Here is a 23,159-nt window from a genome sequence, read left to right as displayed (position 1 = left end):
TTTTTTTCTCCATTATTTCCTGACTAAATTCCCTGCACTAAATTTTGTGTAAAAAATCTTCCCATCATTCGGTTCAGACGTATAATGGGAAAAATGAGAACGATCATTCTCAAAAACACAAACCATGGAGAATCCCATGAAAATGCCCTGTAGCTGGCGTCACTCCTCGGTTCAGAGCCTGTAACCGCCGTCTGATACCGTATTCGCCGCACGGGAAACTGTCGGAAAAACCGTTTAATTAATATCGGTATTCGCAGGGTCATTTACTGCAAACAGGAATATTTACTTCCCATTTGGTTATTTGTGCTTGCCCGGAGATGCATCATCGCCCGGCCCATCACCCCGCCAGTAAATTTGCGGGGCGGACGTCGTTCATCCTGAGAAAATATAATGAAATATACTTTAGCCCCCATCGCAGCAGCATTATTTCTCCTTAGCGGGTGCGATAATGCGCAAAACGCTTCCCCGCAGCCGATGACGCAGGAAGTCGGCGTCGTGACCCTGCAAAGCCAGCCTGTCCCGGTGGTGAGCAGCCTGACCGGACGCACCACCGCCTCGCTTAGCGCCGAAGTGCGCCCGCAGGTGGGCGGTATCGTGCAAAAACGCCTGTTTACCGAGGGTGACATGGTCAAAGCCGGGCAGGCGCTATACCAAATCGATCCGTCAAGCTATCGCGCGACGTTTAACGAAGCCGCCGCCTCGCTGAAACAGGCCCAGGCGCTGGTCATCGCCGACTGCCAAAAAGCCCAGCGCTACGCGGTGCTGGTCAAAGATAACGGCGTCTCCCGTCAGGACGCCGATGACGCGATAGCGACCTGTAATCAGGATAAGGCCAGCGTCGAGTCGAAAAAAGCGGCGCTGGAAAGCGCGCGCATCAACCTGAACTGGACCACCGTGACCGCACCGATTGCCGGGCGCATCGGCATCTCTTCCGTCACCCCGGGCGCGCTGGTGTCCGCCGATCAGGATACCGCGCTGGCGACGATCCGCGGACTGGATACGATGTACGTCGATCTCACCCGATCCAGCGTCGATCTGCTGCGCCTGCGTAAGCAAAGCCTGGCGAGCAACAGCGATACCCTTAACGTCACCCTGACTCTTGAAGATGGCAGCACCTATAGCGAAAAAGGTCGCCTGGCGCTGACCGAAGTGGCGGTAGATGAATCGACCGGTTCGGTCACGCTGCGCGCGGTCTTTCCCAATCCGCAGCACGTGCTGCTGCCGGGGATGTTCGTTCGCGCCCGCATAGACGAAGGCATCATGAACGGTGCGATTCTCGCCCCGCAGCAGGGCATCACCCGCGATGCCAAAGGCGATGCCACCGCGCTGGTGGTTGACGCTAATAACAAGGTTGAACAGCGCAGCGTGGAAACCGGCGAAACCTACGGCGACAAATGGCTTATCGTCAACGGCCTGAAGAGCGGCGACCGGCTGATTGTCGAAGGGACCAGCAAAGTCGCGCCCGGCCAGCAGGTAAAAGCCGCCGAAGTCAAAAATGACGGAGGCAATGCCTGATGTTTTCCCGTTTCTTCGTGCGCCGCCCGGTCTTCGCCTGGGTTATCGCCATTCTGATTATGCTCGCCGGGATTCTGGCTATCCGCACCCTGCCGGTCGCCCAGTATCCTGACGTCGCCCCGCCGGCGATAAAAATCTCCGCTACCTACACCGGGGCTTCTGCGGAAACCCTGGAAAACAGCGTCACCCAGGTTATCGAGCAGCAGCTCACCGGACTGGACAACCTGCTCTACTTTACGTCCACCAGCAGTTCCGACGGCTCGGTCAGCATTACCGTCACCTTTGAGCAGGGTACCGATCCGGATACCGCCCAGGTTCAGGTGCAGAACAAAGTGCAGCAGGCGGAGTCGCGCCTGCCGAGCGAAGTTCAGCAATCCGGCGTGACGGTGGAGAAATCGCAGAGCAGCTTCCTGCTGATCCTCGCGGTGTATGACAAAAACAACAAAGCCACCAGCTCCGATATCTCCGACTGGCTGGTCAGCAATATGCAGGACCCGATGGCGCGTATTGAAGGCGTCGGCAGCCTGCAGGTGTTCGGCGCGGAGTACGCCATGCGCATCTGGATGGACCCGACCAAACTGGCCTCCTATTCGCTGATGCCATCCGATGTGCAATCGGCGATAGAGGCGCAGAACGTGCAGGTGTCCGCCGGTAAAATCGGCGCCCTGCCCGCCGCCAACGCGCAGCAGCTGACCGCCACCGTCCGTGCCCAGTCGCGACTGCAAACCGTCGCCCAGTTCAAAGAGATTATCGTCAAGAGCAAGAGCGACGGGTCGGTGGTGCGCCTGAGCGACGTCGCCCGCGTGGAGATGGGCAGCGAAGATTACACCGCCTCCGCCAATCTCAACGACCACCCGGCTGCGGGGATCGCGGTGATGATGGCGCCGGGCGCTAACGCCCTGAATACCGCGACGCTGGTGAAAAACAAGATTGCCGAGTTCCAGCGCCAGATGCCGCAGGGCTACGATATCGCCTACCCTAAAGACAGCACCGAATTCATCAAAATCTCGGTGGAGGATGTGATTCAGACGCTGTTCGAAGCGATTATCCTCGTGGTCTGCGTGATGTATCTGTTCCTACAAAACTTCCGCGCCACGCTGATCCCGGCGGTGGCGGTGCCGGTCGTGCTGCTGGGCACCTTCGGCGTGCTGGCGCTGTTCGGCTACTCCATTAACACCCTGACGCTGTTTGCGATGGTGCTGGCGATAGGCTTGCTGGTGGATGACGCCATCGTGGTGGTGGAAAACGTCGAGCGTATCATGCGCGACGAAGGGCTGCCCGCCCGGGAAGCCACCGAAAAATCGATGGGCGAAATCTCCGGCGCGCTGATCGCCATTGCTCTGGTGCTCTCGGCAGTGTTCCTGCCGATGGCCTTCTTCGGCGGCTCAACCGGGGTGATTTATCGCCAGTTCTCGGTGACCATTATCTCGGCGATGATGCTCTCCGTGGTGGTCGCCTTAACCTTAACCCCGGCGCTGTGCGGCGCGCTGCTGAGCCATTCTAAACCGCATACCAAAGGCTTCTTCGGCGCCTTTAACCGCCTGTGGGGCCGCACCGAGCAGGGCTATCAGCATCGTGTTGTCGGCGGCCTGCGCCGCTCGGCAATGATGATGGGCGCTTTTGTCCTGATTTGCGGCGGCATGGCGCTGGCAATGTGGAAACTACCCGGCAGCTTCCTGCCGACGGAAGATCAAGGTGAAATCATGGTCCAGTACACGCTGCCCGCCGGGGCGACGGCGGTACGTACCGCCGAGGTTCGCCGCCAGGTCACCGACTGGTTCCTGACGAAAGAGAAAGCCAATACCGACGTGATCTTTACCGTCGACGGCTTTAGCTTTAGCGGCAGCGGACAAAACGCCGGGATGGCCTTCGTGTCGCTGAAAAACTGGTCCGAACGTAAAGGCGAAGAAAATACCGCTCAGGCCATCGCCCTGCGCGCCACCAAAGAGCTCAGCAGCATTCGCGACGCCACCCTGTTCGCCATGACTCCGCCGTCGGTAGATGGCCTGGGGCAGAGTAACGGTTTCACCTTCGAACTGATGGCCAGCGGCGGTACCGATCGCGATAGCCTGATGAAAATGCGCAGCCAGCTGCTGGCGGCGGCGAATCAAAGTACCGAGCTGCAGTCAGTTCGCGCCAACGATCTGCCGCAAATGCCGCAGCTGCAGGTGGATATTGATAACAACAAAGCCGTGTCGCTCGGGCTGTCGCTAAGCGATGTTACCGATACCCTCTCCAGCGCCTGGGGAGGAACCTACGTTAACGATTTTATCGATCGCGGTCGCGTGAAGAAGGTCTATATCCAGGGCGAAAGTGACGCCCGCGCCGTGCCGTCTGACCTCGGTAAATGGTTCGTGCGCGGCAGTGACGACAGCATGACGCCGTTCTCCGCCTTCGCCACCACCCGCTGGCAATACGGCCCGGAAAGCCTGGTGCGCTACAACGGTTCCGCCGCCTTCGAAATCCAGGGCGAAAACGCCAGCGGCTTCAGCTCCGGCGCGGCAATGGACAAGATGGAGGCCTTAGCCAATAACCTGCCCGCCGGCACCACCTGGGCGTGGAGCGGCATGTCGCTGCAGGAAAAACTCGCCAGCGGCCAGGCGATGAGCCTCTACGCTATCTCGATTCTGGTGGTCTTCCTGTGCCTCGCGGCGCTGTATGAGAGCTGGTCGGTGCCGTTCTCGGTGATCATGGTGATCCCGCTTGGGCTGCTCGGCGCGGCGCTGGCGGCGTGGATGCGCGGTCTGAGCAATGACGTTTACTTCCAGGTGGCGCTATTAACCACCATCGGCCTGTCGTCAAAGAACGCCATCCTGATCGTTGAATTCGCCGAATCGGCGGTGGAAGAGGGCTATTCCCTCTCGCGCGCCGCCATGCGCGCCGCGCAGACCCGTTTACGCCCTATTGTGATGACCTCGCTGGCGTTTATCGCCGGGGTACTGCCGCTGGCGATCGCCACCGGAGCCGGGGCCAACAGCCGCGTGGCGATCGGTACCGGGATTATCGGCGGCACCCTGACCGCAACGCTGCTGGCGGTGTTCTTCGTGCCGCTGTTCTTTGTGCTGGTGAAACGTTTCTTCACCCGCCATCGTTCTTCCCAGGAGTAAGTTATGTTTCGTTTTACCTTAATTTTTGTTGCGCTCCTGACGGCGGGCTGCGTCTCTCTCGACCCGCACTATGAACGTCCAGCCGCGCCGGTCCCGGCGACCCTGCCGGGCAGCCACGGCGAGGCAACTGCGGTAGTCAGCGACTGGCAGCAGGTGGTGAATGACGCCCGCCTCAAAAAAGTGGTGAACATCGCGTTGACCAGCAACCGCGACGTGCAGAAAGCGCTGGCCGATATCGAAGCCGCGCGCGCCCAGTTTGGCGAAACCCGCGCCTCGCTGTTTCCGACCCTCGACGCCGAGCTGAGCCATACCCGCAGTAAAACGGTAGCCAGCGGCCTGTCGTCGGCAGCGGAAGCCGACGGCGCGGTCTCCAGCTTCGAACTGGATCTGTTTGGCAAGAATCAAAGCCTGACGCGCGCCGCGCGGGAAACCTGGCTTGCCAGCGAATTCACCGCCCAGAATACACGTCTGACGATGATCGCCGATCTGACCACCGCATGGATAACTCTCGCCGCGGACAACAGCAATCTGGCGCTGGCGCAGGACACCATGGCCAGCGCGGAGAACTCGCGCCGCATCGTCACCCGCCAGATGGAAGTCGGCACCGCCTCGGCAGGCGACCTGAGCGATGCCGAAAGCGTGTACCAGCAGGCGCGCGCCAGCGTCGCCAGCTACCGCACTCTGGTGGCGCAGGACAAAAATGCGCTCAACCTGCTAGCCGGAGAAACCGTGCCGGATAGCTTGCTGCCCGGCACGCTGGAAAGCCTTGGCGATCGCAGCATCACCCTGGTGCCGGCGGGCGTCTCTTCATCGGTACTGCTGCGCCGCCCGGATATCCAGGAAGCGGAGCATAATCTGAAGAGCGCTAACGCCGATATCGGCGCTGCGCGGGCCAATTTCTTCCCGTCCATCTCGCTGACCGCCAGCGCCGGGGTCGGCAGCGACTCGCTCTCGTCGCTGTTCAGCCACGGTATGCAGGTATGGTCATTCGCGCCGTCCATCAGCCTGCCGCTGTTTACCGGCGGTAGCAACCTGGCGCAGCTACGCTACGCTGAAGCGGAGAAAAAGGGGCTGATCGCCACCTATGAGAAAACGATTCAGAGCGCTTTCAAAGATGTCGCCGACGCGCTGGCGCGGCGGGAAACCCTCAGCGAACAGCTGGACGCGCAGAATAAATACGTCGCGGCGGAACAGAAATCGCTGAATATCGCGCTGAAGAGCTATCAGGCCGGGGTCGGAGATTATCTGTCGGTGCTGACCGCCCAGCGAACGCTGTGGTCGGCGCAGGCCACCCTGATATCCCTCCAGCAAACGGACCTGGAAAACCGCATCACCCTCTGGCAGTCGCTGGGAGGCGGCGCCAGCTAACGCCTTTACCGGGCGACAGCGCCCGGTTTGATGACAAGGAGCTCGCTTGTATGTCCCGAATTTCCCTTTCCTGGGTCGTGGTTCTCGGTTTGCTCAGCGCCATTGGGCCGCTGTGTACCGATTTCTATCTTCCCGCGCTGCCGGAAATTACCCAGCAGCTTAGCGCTACCGGCACGCAGACCCAGCTCTCGCTGACCGCGGCGCTGATCGGCCTCGGCCTTGGGCAGCTGTTTTTCGGTCCGCTGAGCGACCGCATTGGTCGTAAAAAGCCGCTGGCGCTCTCTCTGCTGCTGTTTATCTTCTCCTCGGCGATGTGCGCGATAACCTACGACATTCACCTGCTGATCGCCTGGCGATTTCTGCAGGGCTTCGCCGGCGCGGGCGGCTCGGTGCTATCGCGATCCATCGCCCGAGACCGCTATCAGGGCACCCTGCTGACCCAGTTTTTCGCCCTGCTGATGACCGTAAACGGCATCGCGCCGGTGCTTTCACCGGTACTTGGCGGTTGGATCATTACCGCCTTCGACTGGCGTATCCTGTTCTGGGCGATGGCGGCGATCGGCGTAGTGTTACTGCTGCTCAGCCTGACGGTGCTGCACGAAACGCTGCCGGGAAAAAGCGCCGCATCGGTTGCGCAGCGGCAGGATGAAACTCCGGTGCTGAAAAATCGCCGCTTTATGCGCTACTGCCTGATTCAGGCGTTTATGATGGCCGGGCTGTTCTCCTATATCGGCTCGTCTTCGTTCGTTATCCAGAGCGAATATGCCATGAGCGCGATGCAGTTCAGCCTGCTGTTCGGCCTTAACGGTATCGGGCTGATTATCGCGGCGCTGATCTTTTCCCGCCTGGCGCGCCGCTTCAGCGCCGAATCTCTGCTGCGCGGCGGTCAATTGCTGGCGGTGGCGTTTGCCGCCATCACCCTGCTCTTCGCCTGGCTACCGCAGCCGACGCTGGCGCTGGTCGGCCTGTTTTTTACCGTTTCCATGATGAGCGGCATCAGTACCATTGCCGGCTCGGAAGCGATGAATGCTATTAACGCCAGCCAGTCCGGCACCGCTTCCGCCCTGATGGGCACGCTGATGTTTGTGTTCGGCGGGATTGCCGCGCCGCTGGCCGGACTCGGCGGCGAAACGATGCTCAAAATGAGCCTGGCGATGACCCTTTGCTATCTGGCCGCGCTGCTGATTGGCCTGAAAAAACCGCGTTCTGTCGCATAATCTCCTCCGGTGGTAATAAAATATTCCAATTTTATTACCACCATATTTCCCGCCAATGCTGAAATCTCCTATTATCCATTCAACACCAATCGTGATAGCCTTCACATGAAAGGAATAATTAATTCCTTATACTGCCCGCCACTGTGAATGAAGAGGTTCTTATGAGTATCGACCTGAGTAAACTGCTGACCGAGCGCCGCAACGCCAATAGCGCCAACATTGACACCCTTTCCACCGAAGAGATGCTGACGGTGATTAACCAGGAAGACCAGCAGGTGGCTCACGCCATCACCCCTTATCTGGCGCAAATTGCCCAGGTGGTGGATAAGGTCGCGGCGGCACTGCAGGCGGGCGGTCGACTGATTTATATCGGCGCGGGGACCTCTGGTCGTCTGGGGATCCTTGACGCCAGCGAGTGTCCGCCGACCTTTGGCACTCGCCCCGAACAGGTAGTGGGCATCATCGCGGGCGGCCATAAAGCGATTCTGAGCGCCGTAGAGAACGTTGAAGATAACAAAGCGCAAGGGGCAATGGATCTGCAGAATATTAATTTTAGCAGCCGCGATGTGCTGGTGGGGCTCGCGGCCAGCGGACGCACGCCGTTCGTCATCGGCGCCATGGAGTATGCCCACAGCCAGAACGCTTTCGTCGCCATCGTCAGCTGCAACCCGCACGGGGAAATGGCCCAGCTGGCGGACGTCGCCATTACGCCGGTGGTCGGCCCGGAAGTCGTTACCGGCTCAACGCGGCTGAAGGCAGGCACAGCGCAGAAGCTGGTGCTGAATATGATCTCCACCGGGGCGATGATCCGCATCGGTAAGGTCTACAGTAACCTGATGGTGGATGTTGAAGCGACCAACGCCAAGCTTATCGAGCGCCAGGTGTCCATCGTCATGGAAGCGACCGAATGCGATCGCGCAACCGCCCAGAGCGCGCTGGAGGCCTGCGGTCGCCACTGCAAAACGGCGATTGTGATGGTGCTGGCTGATTTAAGCGCCGCCGAGGCCCAGGCGCTGCTGGCAAAAAATAACGGCTACATTCGCAAGGCGCTGAGCCACTCCTGACCGCTGACCAACAGGTAATCTGCAATGGCAAAAATAAATAAAGAGATGATAGCGCGGATCCTTCGACACGTTGGCGGCGCCGGTAACGTCGCGCAGGCGGGCAACTGTATGACCCGGCTACGCCTGACTTTGCGCGATGAATCACGGGCCGATAGCGCCGCCATCCGTCAGATTGAGGGCGTAATGGGGGTTATCGTCAGCGATGAGCAGTTCCAGGTCGTGCTCGGCCCCGGCAAGGCGCAAACCGCGGCTGAAATGATGAATGCGTTACTGGAAGATGCCCCGCCGGATGCGCCATCGCTGGCCGATGTCGCCGCCGAGAAGAAGCAGGCGCTGAAGAACAAGCAAACCAGCGGCATCCAAAAATTCCTCGCTAAATTCGCCACCATCTTCACCCCGCTGATCCCCGGTTTTATCGCCGTCGGCCTGCTGTTAGGGTTCGCCACCCTGGCGGAGCAGATATTTGTCCTCGAAAACGCGCATCCGAACGCGACGATGGTGGCGCTGATCGGCTACATGAAAGTGTTCAGCAAGGGGATGTTTACCTTCCTGAGCATCCTGATCGGCTATAACGCCCAGAAAGCCTTCGGCGGCTCCGGGGTCAACGGGGCCATCATCGCTGCGCTGTTTGTCCTCGGCTATAACCCGGAGGCTACCAGCGGCTTCTATTCCGGAATTTCGACCTTCTTCGGCCACGGTATCGACCCGCGCGGCAATATTATCGGCGTGCTTATCGCCGCGATTATCGGCGCATGGGTGGAACGACAGGTACGCCGCATCATGCCTGCCAACCTCGATATGATCCTCACCTCGGCGGTGACGCTGCTGATCATGGGCGCGATCACCTTTACCGTCATAATGCCTATCGGCGGCTGGCTGTTTACCGGAATGTCATGGCTATTCCTGCACCTTAACGGTAACCCGTTCGGCTCTGCGGTGCTGGCCGGCCTGTTCCTGCTGGCGGTGATGTTCGGCGTCCATCAGGGCTTCGTGCCGGTCTATTTTGCGCTGGTGGATGCGCAGGGGTTTAACTCGCTGTTTCCGATTCTGGCGATGGCCGGGGCCGGACAGGTCGGCGCGGCGCTGGCGCTGTTCTGGCGGGCGAAGCACGGCTCTCTGCTGCGTACGCAGATTAAAGGGGCGATTATCCCCGGCTTCCTCGGCATCGGCGAACCGCTGATTTATGGCGTCACGCTGCCGCGCATGAAGCCGTTTATCACCGCCTGCCTCGGCGGCGCCTGCGGCGGTTTCTTTCTCGGGCTTATCGCCTGGCTGGGGCTACCGGTCGGCCTGAATACGGTATTTGGCCCTTCCGGGCTGGTGGCACTGCCGCTGATGACCTCCAACAGCGGGATCTACGCCGGAATGGCGGTGTATGCCGCAGGGCTGGCGGTCTCTTATCTGTGCGGCTTCGCTCTGACCTGGCTGTTCGGCAGTAAAAACGTTGATTTGAGCTAAGAGGCGCGTCTGGCGCACGGCGGTAAACGTGAGTTTATTCGCCACATGGCGGGAGGCAATGACGCCCCATGCTGAATATTTTTTGCACGTGGCGCCGCGTTTCTGTCTGCCCGGTCAGGCGCTAGCCGCCGCCGGGCAACGTCGGCCAGGGTACACATCTGATAAAGGATCCAGCGACTATTTCCTGCCCCGCTTCCCACACGTGCTCATGCTATGATACTGCTTTCGCACTATTTTCACCTGAGGGAAAGATGGGCTCCAGCAAAAAAGGGATGCTGAACGTACTGATCGCCGCCGTGCTGTGGGGCAGTTCCGGCGTCTGCGCGCAATATATTATGCAGCAAAGCCAGATGTCATCGCCGTTTCTGACCATGACGCGCCTGTTGTTCGCCGGCCTGATCCTTCTGATGCTCTCGTTCTTCCACGGCGATAAGATCTTCCGCGTCCTGCAAAACCGTAAAGACGCCGTCAGTCTGCTGATCTTTTCGCTATTCGGCGCGCTCACCGTGCAGTACACCTTTCTGATGACTATCGAGCAATCCAACGCCGCCACCGCGACGGTGCTGCAGTTTCTGTCGCCGACGATTATCGTCGCCTGGTTTGCCATCGCCCGCAAAACGCGCCCCAGCCCGCTGGTGCTCGCGGCCATCGGCACCTCGCTGGCGGGCACTTTTCTGCTGGTGACCCACGGCAACCCAACGACGCTGTCGATTTCCCCCACGGCGCTGTTCTGGGGGATTGCTTCAGCGTTTGCCGCTGCTTTTTATACGACTTACCCTTCGACGCTGATTGCCCGCTACGGTACGCTGCCGATTGTCGGCTGGAGCATGCTGCTCGGCGGCGCGATGCTGCTGCCGTTCTACGCCGGACAGGGCAACCATTTTGTGGTGACCGGCGGCCTGCTGCTGGCCTTTTTCTACCTGGTGGTCATCGGCACCTCGCTGACCTTTAGCCTCTACCTGAACGGCGCGCAGAAGATTGGCGGCGCGAAGGCGGGGATCCTCAGCTGCGCGGAGCCGTTGAGCAGCGCTCTGCTCTCTCTGCTGCTGCTCGGCATCACCTTTACCCTCCCGGACTGGCTAGGCACGCTGCTGATTCTCTCGTCGGTGGTGCTGATCGCCATGGATTCGCGGCGGCGGGTTAAAACGGCCTGAGGATTATCGGGCAGGAGATGCTGCGACCTGCGTTTGCAGCATCTTCAGGTCGTCATCCGACAGCTCACAAACCACCTGCACCAGCTCGCGCTCAAATCCCTGTTCCAGACATGAACGAGCAATACGCAATGCCTCTTCTCGTTTACCTTCCTGAAATCCTTCATAAAACTCCAGGTATAATTCCAACAGATATCCCAGTAAATACTCAGGTTGTAACTCCTGTGGTATCTCTTCCAGCGGTAGTCTCTCTACAATCGTCATTAATTTTCCCCCATCTTGAGGGATGCATCCTGGAATGCATTCAGATCATCATCCGAGAGCCCAATAGTCATCCGTACCAGCTCGCGCTCAAACCCCTGCTCCAGAAGTGAACGGGCAATACGCAACGCTTCTTCTTGTCTACCCTCTTGTTTACCTTCTAACTTGCCCTCCAACTTGCCTTCTTGTCTCCCTTCCTGCCGTAGCCTTTCCGCAATCGTCATGAATACCTCCTTATGTTGAGGAACGCGCCGCTCGACCTCGTGAAGAAATTCACCAAAATGAGGCGCATCGCCACACTGCAGCATGTAATTAAACAGCGCTTTCAACTGGCTGTCATTAGCGCAACCTTTAACCAACAGCTCTGCTAATCGCTCCACCAGGCCAAGTAAATCGCGCTGGCGAATGTGCTTTTGAATCAGCTCCAGCAGCGCCACACGCCGGTGCTGCATGATCTCGTCATCCGGCACCACCGTAATATCCACCAGCGGGAAAGCGGCGGCATAGATCCGCCGCGCGGCCTCCGTATCGGCAAACTCATCCAGCCAGCACAGCGAGAAAGGATAGGGGCTTTTCGCGCCGTGATAGAACAGCATCGGCACCACCAGCGGCAGCGTTTTGTGCCCGGCGTCCAGATGACGCTGCATCGCCGCCAGCGCGTAGCGCATCAGCCTGAATGCCATATGCGCTTCCGGCGTGCTCTGATGTTCAATTACCACGTAGATATAGCCGTCACCGTCGCGGGTTTTCAGCGACCACAGTACGTCGGAGTAGCTTGCGCGCAAATCGGCCTCAATAAAGCTGCCGGACTCCAGCTTAAGCGTTTGCAGGTCGCACAGCTGGCGCAGCGAAGCGGGAAGATGAATCTCGATAAAATCCCTTGCGCACTCGGGATGCGATAAAAACTATTTAAAAACCGCATCGTGCGGCGTCGAGGTCGTTCCTTTTTTCGTCATGGTCCGCCATCCCTGAAACGCGATGGCTGGAATATATCCATCATCGCGACGCCGGGCATCTGCGCATCAACGGCTTTGCTTGCCGCTACGGAAGATAAATTTCAGCGACTGAAACAGATACATTCCTGCGGAAAGCGACACGCAAAAATGTTGATTCAGGAATGCGTCTATAGTTAGAGGAACGCTTTAATAAAAATAAGGATATCCGTGATGACGAGAATGAAAATTGCGCTTTCGCTGGCCGTCTGTCTGGTGCTCCCCAGCGTGGCGACAGCCGCACCGCTCTCCGGGCTGAAGTTTGAACAGCAAAAGCAGCAGATAGTGAAGGATGTGAGGAAAAACTGCCCTGCCAGCAGCGCGCTGGACGATACGCAGTTTGCTAACCGCGTACTGGAATCAGCGGAAAATAAGACTGCCGTACAAAGCGCGACGCGGGCGCTGGATAAAAACAACAGCGCCGCTTACCAGAAGGCCATTAGCGGCATTACTTGCCCCATGCCCTAGCGCCGGTTGCGGGGGAGCGCCATCAACGGTTCGGAATGATCAAATCCCCGCGCAGCGGGCTGCTGCCGAGCATTTGCGTCTTCTCGGTCAGCCAGTTAACGATCTGGCTGGCCATCGCGTCCATTGAATATTCTATCGCCGGAATAGTCGGAATACCGGGCAGCTGTAACGAGCCCGCAAGGCTGAACACCATGACTTTTTCCGGCACCGCACGATTAAACGCCTGGAGCTGCGGCACCACCAGTTGCGCCTGCTGCTCGTTGGCCACCAATAATGCATTAAAATTCAGGGTAGTTGCGTTGTTTATCAGCTCCTGCACCGCCACGGATGGCGAATGACTGTCGAGAAAAACCAGGTTGCGATTGAACGGCAGAAAATTCTTTTCCAGCGCATGCTTATAGCCCAGCAGAACCTGGTCAGCAAAGCCGCTGGCCTGGGGATGGATTAGCGCAATCTGGCGCCGCCCCTGGCTTATCAGATAGTTGCAGGCCGTTTCCGCCGCGAAGGCGTGGTCAAACTGAATGCTATTCGTTCCGTCGCTTTCCAGGCAGTCAATCAGTACCACGTCGGGCCGGTCGATATTGAGCGGAAACCGCGCGCCGATGATTAACACATTATCGCAAAGGCCGCAGGTCAACTCTTCCAGCGAATGCAGCACTCTGTCGCGGCTGTTGGCAAAACGCAGCAGCAGATGCTTCTGGTGCTGGCTGAGCTGTTTTTCCAGCGCGTAGAGATAGCTGGTGGTTTGATTTATGTTGTCCTGGGCGCAAATGACGCCGATGCAGCCAGTGGTCTGACTCAGCAAAGATTGCGCTATCATATTCGGCCGGTAGTTAAGCTCTTCCGCCGCCTGCAGTACCGCCTGTCGGCTGGCTTCCTTTACGCCGCGCGAACCGCTCAACACCCGAGAGACTGTGGCTTTAGACACCCCAGCCAACCGCGATACATCGTTGATTGTAGACATTATTTTCCCCTGACAGGGCCAATCCGATCCCTGTAAATCCTTAAACCTGAATCGCTTCAATAATCACCAGCGGCAGTATATCCGTTTCCCTTTTTATTTGGAAACCGATTTTCCGTTTCATGGAAAATCGTAGCAAAAACCAGGAAAATTTGTGAGCAAAATCTAATTAACAGCCCCTTTGACTGACAGATCTTGATGATTATCACAGTTCTGTTTTTTATAAATGGAAACCGGTTTCCGTCTGATATCAAATCATCCACGCAATAACTTTTTACATTTTGAGGACGAATGTCGATGTACAAGATTATGCTGTGCTGCTCTGCCGGAATGTCCACCAGTCTGCTGGTCAGAAAGATGGTTGATGCCGCGAAGGAACGTAATCTGCCAGTGCAGATTGACGCCTACGGAGTTTCCGAATTTGACATGCAGTTTCCGCAATACCAGGTGGTGCTTCTTGGGCCACAGGTGAAATACATGCTGAAAAACTTATCTGAGAAAGCCGCTCCCCTGAATATTCCGGTCCAGGCGATTAACACCATGGATTACGGAATGCAGCGGGGAGATAACGTCCTGGATTATGCCCTGTCGCTGATTGCAGCGCATTAAGAGGTGTGCAAATGAGTTCTCTGTATCAGTCCATGATTGCCGTGATCGAGCAATCAATTACCCCGCTGGCAGGACGCCTTGGGCAGCAGAAATACGTTATCGCGATTCGCGATGGCTTCACTGCCGCATTGCCGTTTATGATCATCGGCTCATTCATGCTGGTATTTATCTTTCCACCTTTCTCCCCAGATACCACGAATGGTTTCGCCCGCGGCTGGCTGGATTTCTCCCAGCAATACCGTGAACAGCTGATGCTGCCGTTTAACCTCAGCATGGGCGTAATGACGTTTTTTATTTCGGTGGGAATCGGCGCCAGCCTCGGACGTCAGTTCCAGCTCGACCCGGTAATGTCCGGTCTGCTGGCGTTCATGGCCTTCTTACTGGTTGCCGCGCCGTACGCCGATGGCAAAATCTCCACCCAGTACCTCTCCGGTCAGGGCATTTTTACCGCTTTGATCACCGCCATCTACTCCACCCGCGTTTACGCCTGGTTAAAGCAGAACAATATTACGATTCGCCTGCCAAAAGAGGTGCCGACCGGCGTGGCCCGCTCGTTTGAAATTCTTATCCCGGTACTGGTGGTGATCGCGACCCTGCATCCGCTGAATCTGTTTATCGAAGCGCAGACCGGTATGATTCTACCGCAGGCGATTATGCACCTGCTGGAGCCCCTGGTTTCCGCCTCTGACTCCCTGCCGGCGATTCTGCTTTCCGTCCTGATGTGCCAGATTTTCTGGTTCGCCGGAATCCACGGTTCGCTGATCGTGACCGGTATTATGAACCCCTTCTGGATGGCCAACCTGTCGGCAAACCAGGCCGCGCTGGCGGCCGGTGTGGCCCTGCCGCATGTCTATCTGCAAGGTTTCTGGGATCACTATCTGCTCATAGGCGGCGTCGGTTCCACGCTACCGCTGGCGTTCCTGCTGCTGCGTAGCCGCGTAACCCATCTGCGTACCATCGGTAAAATGGGCATTGTGCCAAGCTTCTTTAATATCAACGAACCGATCCTGTTCGGCGCGCCGATTATCATGAACCCGATGATGTTTATCCCGTTCGTCTTTGTCCCGATGATCAACGCCGTTCTGGCTTATGGCGCGACGCGTCTCGGCTGGCTCAGCCAGGTGGTTTCGCTGACGCCGTGGACGACGCCGGCGCCTATCGGCGCATCATGGGCTGCAAACTGGACGCTAAGCCCACTGGTCATGTGCCTGATTTGTATGGTGATGTCGGCGCTAATCTATCTGCCATTCCTGCGCGCCTATGAACGCTCGTTAATGAAAACTGAAGTTGAAAAAGCAAAAGCCGCGGTTCCGGTTGCCGAAACGGTCAGCCAATAATGAATCAATATATTTAATATTATATTTTAGATGACGGCATAAATAATGCGGAAAAGGGATTTTGCTGCATTACTTTAAATAATAAAGTTAATGACCTCAGGACCTATCATGATTGAATTAGAAGATGCGGTAATGGAAATTATCGTTAATGCGGGACAGTCACGCTCATTGTGTTTTGAAGCACTCCATTGCGCCCGCAACGGTAATATAGATGAAGCGCGCTTGCTTCTGAATGAAGCCGATGGCTACGCCCGTCGGGCGCATCAGATGCAGACCCAGCTTATCGAACAGGATGCCGGCGAAGCGCGCCAGCCGATGACGTTAATTATGGTCCATGCTCAGGATCACTTAATGAATTCGCTGCTCGCCCGTGAATTTTCGGAAGAGTTAATTCATTTATATCAGCGTTAATTTATATAAATATTTAACAACAGTACCCGAACTAAATATACCAGCTTATCCTGGCGGGATAGCTATTATCTGAATATATGAATTATTAAAAGCGAGATAATGATGAAAACTGTAAAAATGCTGCCATTAACCATGGCGGTCGTCGCCGCGCTGTGCCCAATTTCCGTATTCGCGCAAGAATTTACTCAAGAACAGATCGACGCCATTGTGGCGAAAGCCGTCGATAAAGCTCTGGCCGAGCGCCAGGCAAAAATCGACGCCGCCGCCGATAAAAAAGTGGACGTCATTACCAACCCGCAGACCACCGCGGCCACGCCGGATATGGCGATCCCCTTCGGCCTCAAGTTCAGCGGCTACGCCCGCTACGGCGCGCAGTTCCAGACCGGCGATCAGAAGTTTGTCGGCGTGGATGGCTCCTATAACGGCGCCTCGGCGATCGGTCGTTTAGGCAACGAAGGTAACGGCGGCGAATTCCAGATAACCAAAGCCTTCAAGAGCAATAAAGGCGCGATCTGGGATATCAACGTCATGTTTGACCACTGGAGCGATGAAGTTAACCTGAAAAAAGCCTACGTCGGCGTCACCAACGTGCTGGAATCTAACCCCAACGCTTATATCTGGGCAGGCCGCGACTTCCATCAGCGTCCGCAGCAGGGGATCAACGACTACTTCTGGATGAACCACGATGGCCAGGGCGCCGGGGTGAAAAACTTTGAGATCGGCGGCGTGCAGTTTGACGTGGCGGGGGTGTCGCAGGTGGAGTCCTGTAGCCCGGAAGTGATGGCCGATGAGGCCAACCCGTCGCGCATCACCTGTACCGGCGGCTCCGGTACCGGCGATAACGGCCACTACGCCCTGACCACCAAAACCCACAACATCAAGGCCGGGCCGATCGACGTTGAGGTATACGCCAACTACGGTTTTGATTCGAAAGCGGTGGACAGCGACGAGCGTCTCGACGCCTGGCAGGGCGGGCTGGTGCTGAGCCACACCAACGACAGCGGCGTCAATAAAGTGATCCTGCGCTACTCCGATAACTCGGATAACAGCGTCTACAACAAAACCGATGACCTGACCGCTATCTACGCCAGCTTTGAAGGGCTGCATAAATTTACCCGGCAGGCGCAGATCGAATATCTGCTGGCCTTCCACGACTATGATAACGGCAAGGACAACACCGATAACCGCAAAAACTACGGCGCCATCGTCCGTCCGATGTACTTCTGGAACGACGTGCACTCCACCTGGCTGGAAGCGGGCTACCAGCGCGTCGATTACGACCAGGGCGGCGATAACCACGGCTGGAAGCTGACGCTGTCGCAGAATATCGCCATCGGTATGGGGCCGGAGTTCCGTCCGATGCTGCGCTTCTACGTGACCGGCGGCCAGGTGGATAACAAGCGCACTGCGAAGGTCAACGGCACCAAAGACGAACAGCTGGATTCGCTGAACGTCGGCGGCATGTTTGAAGCGTGGTTCTAAGAGAGTGAAATCGCCCGGGGTCACGGTGTAAGAGCCTGACCCGGGTGCGCATTCCCGGAGGCGGCGCTGCGCGCCTGTCCGGGCGACCTAACCGCAGGCTGCGGTGAACCCGTAGCCCCATTACACCCGCACTTTCGTCGCCACCAGCAGGCCGGTAATCAGCATCAACGTACCGGAGAGGACCAGCGGCGAGAGCAAACCGAGGTGATCCAGCGCCACGCCGCCAATCGCTGCGCCGCAGGTGTTAGCCAACTGGATCACCGCCACCTGAATCGACCCGGCTTTTTCCGCCTGATCGGACAGGGAGCGGGTGATCCACGTTGACCAGCCTACCGGTATCAACGCGAAGGCAAAGCCCCAGATTACCGCCACCGTCGACGCCACGATTTTACTCTCTCCCCACAGCACCAGCACCGCGGCGCTGATAGCCAGCACTACTGGGGCAATCGCCAGCGCCGCTTTCACCGAGCGCTTGAGCAGCATTGAGGAGAGCGAGGTGCCGACAAAGCTGGCGATGCCGAAGCTGAGCAGTACCAGCGTCAAACCGTCGACGTCAAAGCCCGCCAGCGTCATATACACCGGGCGGATATAGGTAAAGAAAGCAAACTGGCCAGCGAAGGCCATAAAGATGGCGCACATCCCGGCCATCACGCCGGGCCGCTTCAGCAGGCCGAACATGTTTTGCTGCGCCGAGGTCGACTCGCCCGGCAGAGACGGCAGCGCCTTCAGCACCCAAATCGTACAGATCACGCCCATGACCGCCGCGCCGTTAAAGACGTTACGCCAGCCGATAATACCGCCAAGGAAGCTGCCCAGCGGCGCGGCGATCACCAGCGCTATCGATACCGCGCCGAAAATAACCGATAGCGCTTTGGGCACCACGCGCATCGGCACCAGCCGCATGGTGAGCGACGCCGACATCGCCCAAAAGCCGCCCAGCGCCAGACCAAGGCACGCGCGGCCCAGCAGCAATAACGAAAAGCTGTTGGCAAACGAGACCAACAGGCAGGAAAGGGTCAGCAGAACCGAAAACAGGATCACCACGTAGCGGCGATCGGTACTGCGGATAATTGAGGTGATAAACAGGCTGGCAAACATCGCCACGAACGCCGTAGTGGTAACCGACTGCCCGGCAACGCCTTCGGAGATGCCCAAATCCTGCGCCATCGGCGTGAGCAGGCTTACCGGCAGGAACTCAACGGTAATCAGGCAGGCAACGCAGAAGGCCACCGCAAAAACAGCCGACCAGTTGGGTCGCGCTGACTGATTAGCCTGGGGCGAAGTGGCATTCGAAGGGGTCATAAGTTACCTGCATGGTTGAACGACGGGGAAGCCGCGCAGTGTAACATTTTAAATGTGACGAATTTAACGTTTTGACAACTTTTCAGGCCTTGCAAAGCTCCTGCGTAGCTGCTCGCATAACCGGAAAATCACGTTCTTAGGTATTTCAGAACAGTAAGAGGAAGAAATAACATAGCACTTGGTGCTATATTTATGGTTACAGGATGTCAGCCAATGCGTGTTTTTAAAACGAAATGGTTTACCAGGGAAGCCCGGGCCCATGCGATTGATGATGGCGAACTCTGCAAAGCGATTGAAGCCACTCTCCTGGGAAAAGCAGATAACCTTGGTGGCGGCGTTTACAAAAAACGCCTCAATAAAAATCGCGATCGCGCAATTATTCTGGCAAAGGGCGCTGAGCATTGGTTTTACACATTTTTATACGCCAAACAGGATATCGCCAATATCGATAACCGAGAACTCGCGGCGTTCCGTGAGTTAGCCAGGCATTATTCCCTTCTCAGCGAGGAGAAAATGGCGGCATTGGTTAAGAGAAAAGAATTGGTGGAGATTTGTCATGACTGCAAAAACTAAATTCAAAAGCCCCGCCTTTGAAGCTATCCATAGCGCTGCAGCAGGTTTATACAGTGTTGATGCGATCGCGCAGGAGACAATGCGCAGCTTTGATGAAACATGCATCAGCCGCGTAAGCGATTTCCAACCTGGTGAAATTAAGGCTCTACGTGACCAACTCAACGTCAGTCAGCCGGTTTTTGCCCGCTATCTGAACACCAGCGTTTCCACGGTCCAAAAATGGGAAAGCGGGGCAAAACGCCCCGGTGGGCTGGCACTGAAATTACTCACCATCGTGCAAAAACATGGGTTAGAGGTACTGGCATGATGGCTTTGTTGCGATGACTTTTGCACCGGTGGCCTCGTCGGCGTGACGTTTAACGAAGCCAACAGTGCACCGGGAAGTGATATCAGTGCAGCCAGTGGACGCCATCCTCCGGCAAAAACAGCGCGTTATAGCGCTCCTGCAAAGCGTGCAGCTCACTCACTTCCGGCTCCAGCTCGCGAAGAAAACCTTGTGCCAGGCGGATTTGCGCTTCGGTAATCGGCGCCGCGAGGCGGGACTTTTTCATCAGCCGATACCAGTAGTGCAGGTTCTGCTCGCTGCCGTCGACGATAGCGACCTGCCAGACCAGCAGCACCTGCGCGGCATTTTGCAAATGCGCTTCATTCGGCCGCTCCAGGTAGCGCAGATACTCGTTGCCGGCGGTTTTTCCCAGCTGATCGATCATCGATTCCAGCGGTACCGGCGTAATGCCTAACCGTTCGCTCAGACGGCGAATCGCACGGCGTGAATCAGAGGTAAGCACCCGAAATCCCACAACAAATACCACTATCAGCGTGGCCAGTCCTAACCAGATCATGCATCCTCTCATTCAATCGCAGCCCCACTATCATAATGGGAAATTGCCCGCTGTCGACTGCCGGAAGTACCATAATGTGACTTATCGCGGCCCCGTATCGCTATCATCAAACCGCCCGGCAAGAGGCATAAAAAAGCCCGGCGCAGAGGCCGGGCAACGTAACTCACACCCAATGACTCAGGCAGTCTGCAAAGTTTGTGTCTTTTTCTGGCGGCGGATTTTACGTTCCTCAAAGACCGCGACGATGGCCATCAGGCAGATGCAGCCAATTGCCGCCGCATCCAGCGCCGCAAAGGTGCCCGCCCAGCCGGTGAGGCCGAAAATTGGCGTACCGTCGGCAATCATCCCGAGTCCCAGCTTGGCAAAGCTGTCGCCGATCAGATAGGCGAAGGTGCCCTTGATCCCGTCGGCAGCGCCAATCGCTTTTTTCGGCACGAAGCCTACCGCGGCGACGCCGATCAGCAGCTGCGGGCCAAACACCAGGAAACCCAGCGCAAACAGCGATGCGAGATAAACGTATTGATTGCTGGCATGCTGATAAACCCCTAGCGTGGCGATAATCAGCGCCAGCGCAACGCAGGCCACCAGCGCGCGGCGTCCGTTTGCCAGATCCGACAGCCATCCCCACAGCAGCGTGCCAACCAGCGCGCCCACTTCAAACAGGGTAAAGCCCTGAATCGCCACCTCTTTGGAGAGCTTCAGCTCCTGGAAAGCGTAAACGGTGGACCACTGATCGATGCCGATGCGTACCACGTACAGGAAGATGTTGGAGAAGCACAGCAGCCAGATAACTTTGTTCTTCAGCACGTATTCGACGAAGATCTGCCATTTGGTCATGGCATTCTCTTCCGTCTCTTTATCCTCTTCGCTGATCTCTTCGCCAAACAGCTCTTCGGCGTTACCGAGACCGTAGGATTCCGGGGAGTCGCTGCCGAAGCGCAGGCCGATAAAACCGACGATTAACGCAATAATCGACGGGAAGATAAACATCCCGATCACGTGGCCGTCAAACAGGTAGTTGGCGCCAAACAGCGCCACGCCCGCCGCGCCGGCGCCGCCGAGGTTGTGAGAGATATTCCAGAAGCCGAGGAAGGTGCCGCGCTTACGGCGAGGCGTCCACTTGGTAATGGTCGAATAGCTGCACGAGCCGCCGGTGCTCTGGAAGAAGCCGCTCAGAGCGTAGAAGGCGATCATCAGGAACAGGCTGGTCGACCCCGCGCCCATGCTGGCGCTGAAGCCGAGCATACAGATGGCCGAGAGAATCAGCATAAACGGCAGAAACTGCTTGGTGTTCTTACCGTCTGCGTAGTAGGAGACCAGCGTTTTCCCCACGCCGTAGGTGATAGAAAAGCCGAGGCCGATCATCCCCAGCTGCGTCATGCTCAACCCGTAGGTGGAGATCATGTCGTTCTGCGCGATATTAAAGTTTTTGCGGATCAGATACATGGTCAGATAGCCGATGAAAACCACCAGATACGACTGCATGAACGGTTTGAACCACATTTTGCGCCGCGCTTCGAGCGGCAGGTCCAGGGTTGGCTTGCGCACCTGGTTTAAGAAGGCCAGCATGATTGGGTGACTCCTGAGCTGATTTAGTACCTGCGAATGGCAGGCATTGTAAAAATCAGCCGGGAGACTCGCCTGAGACAGCGTCCAGGCGAAACCGGGAAAATTTCTTAGTTTTACGCCATTCGGCGAAGAAAGGTGAAGTCGGTCACGCTTCTCGCGGCGCCTGGGCGTTTAAAAACGGCAGCAGCAGCAGGGCGGAAATACCGGCGGCAATGGCAATAACCACGAAAAATCCGCTCCAGTGCCAGATCTCCATCACCTGCGCCAGCGGCCAGCCGGAGAGCGATGCGCCAAGATAGGCAAACAGGCCAACAAAGCCGGTTGCCGCCCCAGCCGCCTCTTTGTGCGAGCACTCCGCCGCCGCCATGCCGATCAGCATCTGCGGGCCAAAAACGAAAAAGCCGGCGGTAAAGAAGCAGGCCGCCTGCATCACGTAGCTGGCGAACGGCATCAGCCACAGCCCGCCAACCGACAACAAAATCCCGGCGGCGAAAATCAGGTTCATCGGCCCGCGGTTGCCGTTGAAGAGCTTATCCGAGCCCCAGCCCGCCACCAGCGCGCCGATAAAACCGCCCACTTCGAACATGGTGACCGCCGAATTCGCCGTGACCAGATCGACGCCGAGCGTTTCCGACATGTACAGGTTGCCCCAATCGTTAATTGCCGCGCGCACCACGTATACCAACACGTAGCACAGCGAGAGCAGCCAGATATAGGGATTCAGCAGCACGTATTTGGTGAGGATCTCTTTGCGAGTCAGGCCAGCGCCCTCCTGCTGCTGAGCAATCTCCAGCTCATCGTGCCGCCAGTCGCCCACTGCGGGCAGGCCGACCGCCTGCGGCCGGTCGCGCAGCCGCCAGCAGAGAAACAGCCCAGCGAGGATCGCCAGCATCCCGGCAATCATCATCCCCGTTCGCCAGCCGTAGTGCAGCGCCGCCGCGCCAACCACCATCGGAATCAGCGCCCCGCCGACGTTATGCGCCGTGTTCCATAGCGCCCACCAGCCGCCGCGCTCGGTACGCGAATACCAGGCCGTCAGCAGGCGGGCGCATACCGGCGAGCCCCATCCCTGGAAGAAGGCGTTCAGCGCCCACAGCAGCGCGAAGGCCCACAGGGAAGTGGAAAAGCCAAACAGAATATTCACCACGCCGGTAGCGACCAGGCCGATGCCCATAAAATAGCGGGCGTTAGAGCGATCGCTGACGATACCGGAGAAAAATTTCGATAGCCCATAGGTGATGTAGAACAGCGTCGCCAGCAGACCGATATCGCTGCGGGTCAAAACGTTGCTGGCGAGAATTTCCGGCACCGCGGCGTTAAAGCTTTTACGGGTGAAGTAAAACAGCGCATAGCCCAGCCAGATGGTCAGCAGAATATGCCGACGCCAGTAGCGGTAGCGCTCGTCCAGCGCCTGTTTGTCGGTAATCGGCGGAGCATCGGGCGGGGATTTTAAAAAGGCAAACATTATCGTT

Annotated in this window: 20 protein-coding genes and 1 pseudogene; 14 read left to right on the top strand and 7 right to left on the bottom strand. The window is 57.4% G+C overall.

Annotated elements, in window-relative coordinates; translation table 11 throughout:
- Positions 1-390: 390 nt before the first annotated feature.
- From K7H21_RS00305 to K7H21_RS00275, 7 genes are all read left to right on the top strand, one after another.
- Positions 391-1,515 carry an efflux RND transporter periplasmic adaptor subunit gene (locus K7H21_RS00305; protein ID WP_004126787.1) on the top strand — a complete coding sequence of 375 codons (1,125 nt, stop codon included), beginning with the start codon at positions 391-393 and terminating at the stop codon, positions 1,513-1,515.
- Positions 1,515-4,622, top strand: coding sequence for a multidrug efflux RND transporter permease subunit EefB (eefB, locus tag K7H21_RS00300; protein ID WP_213223366.1), 3,108 nt, complete (start codon positions 1,515-1,517; stop codon positions 4,620-4,622). Before K7H21_RS00305 ends, eefB begins: the two co-directional genes overlap by 1 nt.
- Before the next feature lie 3 nt (positions 4,623-4,625).
- The gene (locus tag K7H21_RS00295; RefSeq protein ID WP_004126797.1) at positions 4,626-5,990 is read left to right on the top strand and encodes an efflux transporter outer membrane subunit; all 1,365 of its coding nucleotides are present in this window, start codon (positions 4,626-4,628) and stop codon (positions 5,988-5,990) included.
- A 50-nt stretch (positions 5,991-6,040) separates the two neighbouring features.
- Entirely contained in the window at positions 6,041-7,207 is a 1,167-nt protein-coding gene (locus K7H21_RS00290; RefSeq protein WP_004126800.1) for a multidrug effflux MFS transporter, read from the top strand.
- A gap of 161 nt (positions 7,208-7,368) precedes the next feature.
- A complete protein-coding gene (gene murQ / locus K7H21_RS00285) occupies positions 7,369-8,271 on the top strand; it encodes an N-acetylmuramic acid 6-phosphate etherase (protein WP_004126810.1) in 903 nt (300 codons plus the stop codon).
- 24 nt (positions 8,272-8,295) lie between these two features.
- Positions 8,296-9,729, top strand: coding sequence for a PTS N-acetylmuramic acid transporter subunit IIBC (murP, locus tag K7H21_RS00280; RefSeq protein ID WP_112166081.1), 1,434 nt, complete (start codon positions 8,296-8,298; stop codon positions 9,727-9,729).
- Between the two features lie 251 nt (positions 9,730-9,980).
- Positions 9,981-10,883, top strand: coding sequence for an EamA family transporter (locus K7H21_RS00275; RefSeq protein ID WP_004126812.1), 903 nt, complete (start codon positions 9,981-9,983; stop codon positions 10,881-10,883).
- 3 nt (positions 10,884-10,886) lie between these two features.
- Here the strand turns inward: K7H21_RS00275 and K7H21_RS00270 are convergent, their stop codons facing one another.
- The gene (locus tag K7H21_RS00270) at positions 10,887-11,144 is read right to left on the bottom strand and encodes a hypothetical protein (RefSeq protein WP_004126815.1); all 258 of its coding nucleotides are present in this window, start codon (positions 11,142-11,144) and stop codon (positions 10,887-10,889) included.
- Positions 11,144-12,097: pseudogene (locus tag K7H21_RS00265) on the bottom strand (Rpn family recombination-promoting nuclease/putative transposase). The gene K7H21_RS00270 and the pseudogene K7H21_RS00265 overlap by 1 nt, the downstream one beginning before the upstream one ends.
- Positions 12,098-12,307: 210 nt before the next feature.
- On the opposite strand from K7H21_RS00265, the gene K7H21_RS00260 reads away from it, so the two are divergent.
- Positions 12,308-12,601, top strand: a complete 294-nt coding sequence (locus K7H21_RS00260) for a YicS family protein (protein WP_004126821.1) — start codon at positions 12,308-12,310, stop codon at positions 12,599-12,601.
- Between the two features lie 22 nt (positions 12,602-12,623).
- Here K7H21_RS00260 and K7H21_RS00255 read toward each other — a convergent pair whose 3' ends face one another.
- On the bottom strand, positions 12,624-13,565 hold the full coding sequence (locus K7H21_RS00255) for a LacI family DNA-binding transcriptional regulator (RefSeq protein ID WP_004126823.1): 942 nt from the start codon (positions 13,563-13,565) through the stop codon (positions 12,624-12,626).
- Between the two features lie 294 nt (positions 13,566-13,859).
- Here K7H21_RS00255 and K7H21_RS00250 point away from each other — a divergent pair, with 294 nt between their 5' ends.
- The 4 genes from K7H21_RS00250 (at position 13,860) to K7H21_RS00235 (ending at position 17,401) form a co-directional block, all read left to right on the top strand.
- Positions 13,860-14,171, top strand: coding sequence for a PTS sugar transporter subunit IIB (locus K7H21_RS00250; protein WP_004126827.1), 312 nt, complete (start codon positions 13,860-13,862; stop codon positions 14,169-14,171).
- Between the two features lie 11 nt (positions 14,172-14,182).
- A complete protein-coding gene (locus tag K7H21_RS00245) occupies positions 14,183-15,508 on the top strand; it encodes a PTS sugar transporter subunit IIC (protein ID WP_087828375.1) in 1,326 nt (441 codons plus the stop codon).
- Between the two features lie 108 nt (positions 15,509-15,616).
- Positions 15,617-15,919, top strand: coding sequence for a PTS lactose/cellobiose transporter subunit IIA (locus K7H21_RS00240; RefSeq protein WP_004126831.1), 303 nt, complete (start codon positions 15,617-15,619; stop codon positions 15,917-15,919).
- Between the two features lie 102 nt (positions 15,920-16,021).
- Positions 16,022-17,401, top strand: coding sequence for a carbohydrate porin (locus K7H21_RS00235; protein ID WP_142471540.1), 1,380 nt, complete (start codon positions 16,022-16,024; stop codon positions 17,399-17,401).
- Positions 17,402-17,521: 120 nt separating this feature from the next.
- On the opposite strand, the gene nepI is transcribed toward K7H21_RS00235, so the two are convergent.
- Positions 17,522-18,703, bottom strand: a complete 1,182-nt coding sequence (gene nepI / locus K7H21_RS00230) for a purine ribonucleoside efflux pump NepI (protein WP_087828616.1) — start codon at positions 18,701-18,703, stop codon at positions 17,522-17,524.
- Between the two features lie 213 nt (positions 18,704-18,916).
- Between nepI and K7H21_RS00225 the strand changes: the two genes are divergently transcribed.
- Both K7H21_RS00225 and K7H21_RS00220 read left to right on the top strand, forming a co-directional pair.
- A complete protein-coding gene (locus K7H21_RS00225; RefSeq protein WP_049113103.1) occupies positions 18,917-19,276 on the top strand; it encodes a type II toxin-antitoxin system RelE/ParE family toxin in 360 nt (119 codons plus the stop codon).
- On the top strand, positions 19,260-19,583 hold the full coding sequence (locus K7H21_RS00220; RefSeq protein WP_004126838.1) for a helix-turn-helix domain-containing protein: 324 nt from the start codon (positions 19,260-19,262) through the stop codon (positions 19,581-19,583). Before K7H21_RS00225 ends, K7H21_RS00220 begins: the two co-directional genes overlap by 17 nt.
- 82 nt (positions 19,584-19,665) lie before the next feature.
- On the opposite strand, the gene K7H21_RS00215 is transcribed toward K7H21_RS00220, so the two are convergent.
- The 3 genes from K7H21_RS00215 to uhpC all read right to left on the bottom strand — a co-directional run bounded on the left by K7H21_RS00215 (position 19,666) and on the right by uhpC (position 23,152).
- Positions 19,666-20,118 (bottom strand): DUF1198 domain-containing protein, encoded by a 453-nt coding sequence (locus K7H21_RS00215; protein ID WP_004126841.1) that lies wholly within the window; start codon positions 20,116-20,118, stop codon positions 19,666-19,668.
- Between the two features lie 177 nt (positions 20,119-20,295).
- Positions 20,296-21,687, bottom strand: a complete 1,392-nt coding sequence (gene uhpT / locus K7H21_RS00210; protein ID WP_004126843.1) for a hexose-6-phosphate:phosphate antiporter — start codon at positions 21,685-21,687, stop codon at positions 20,296-20,298.
- A gap of 145 nt (positions 21,688-21,832) precedes the next feature.
- A complete protein-coding gene (gene uhpC, locus K7H21_RS00205; protein WP_004126845.1) occupies positions 21,833-23,152 on the bottom strand; it encodes an MFS transporter in 1,320 nt (439 codons plus the stop codon).
- Positions 23,153-23,159: the final 7 nt, after the last annotated feature.

Origin of the sequence: Klebsiella sp. CTHL.F3a, assembly GCF_019890895.1 — a bacterium.
GTDB classification, from domain to species: Bacteria; Pseudomonadota; Gammaproteobacteria; order Enterobacterales; family Enterobacteriaceae; genus Klebsiella; species Klebsiella grimontii.
Note: the sequence above shows the minus strand (reverse complement) of the source record. Positions and strands in the feature narration are given on the sequence as shown.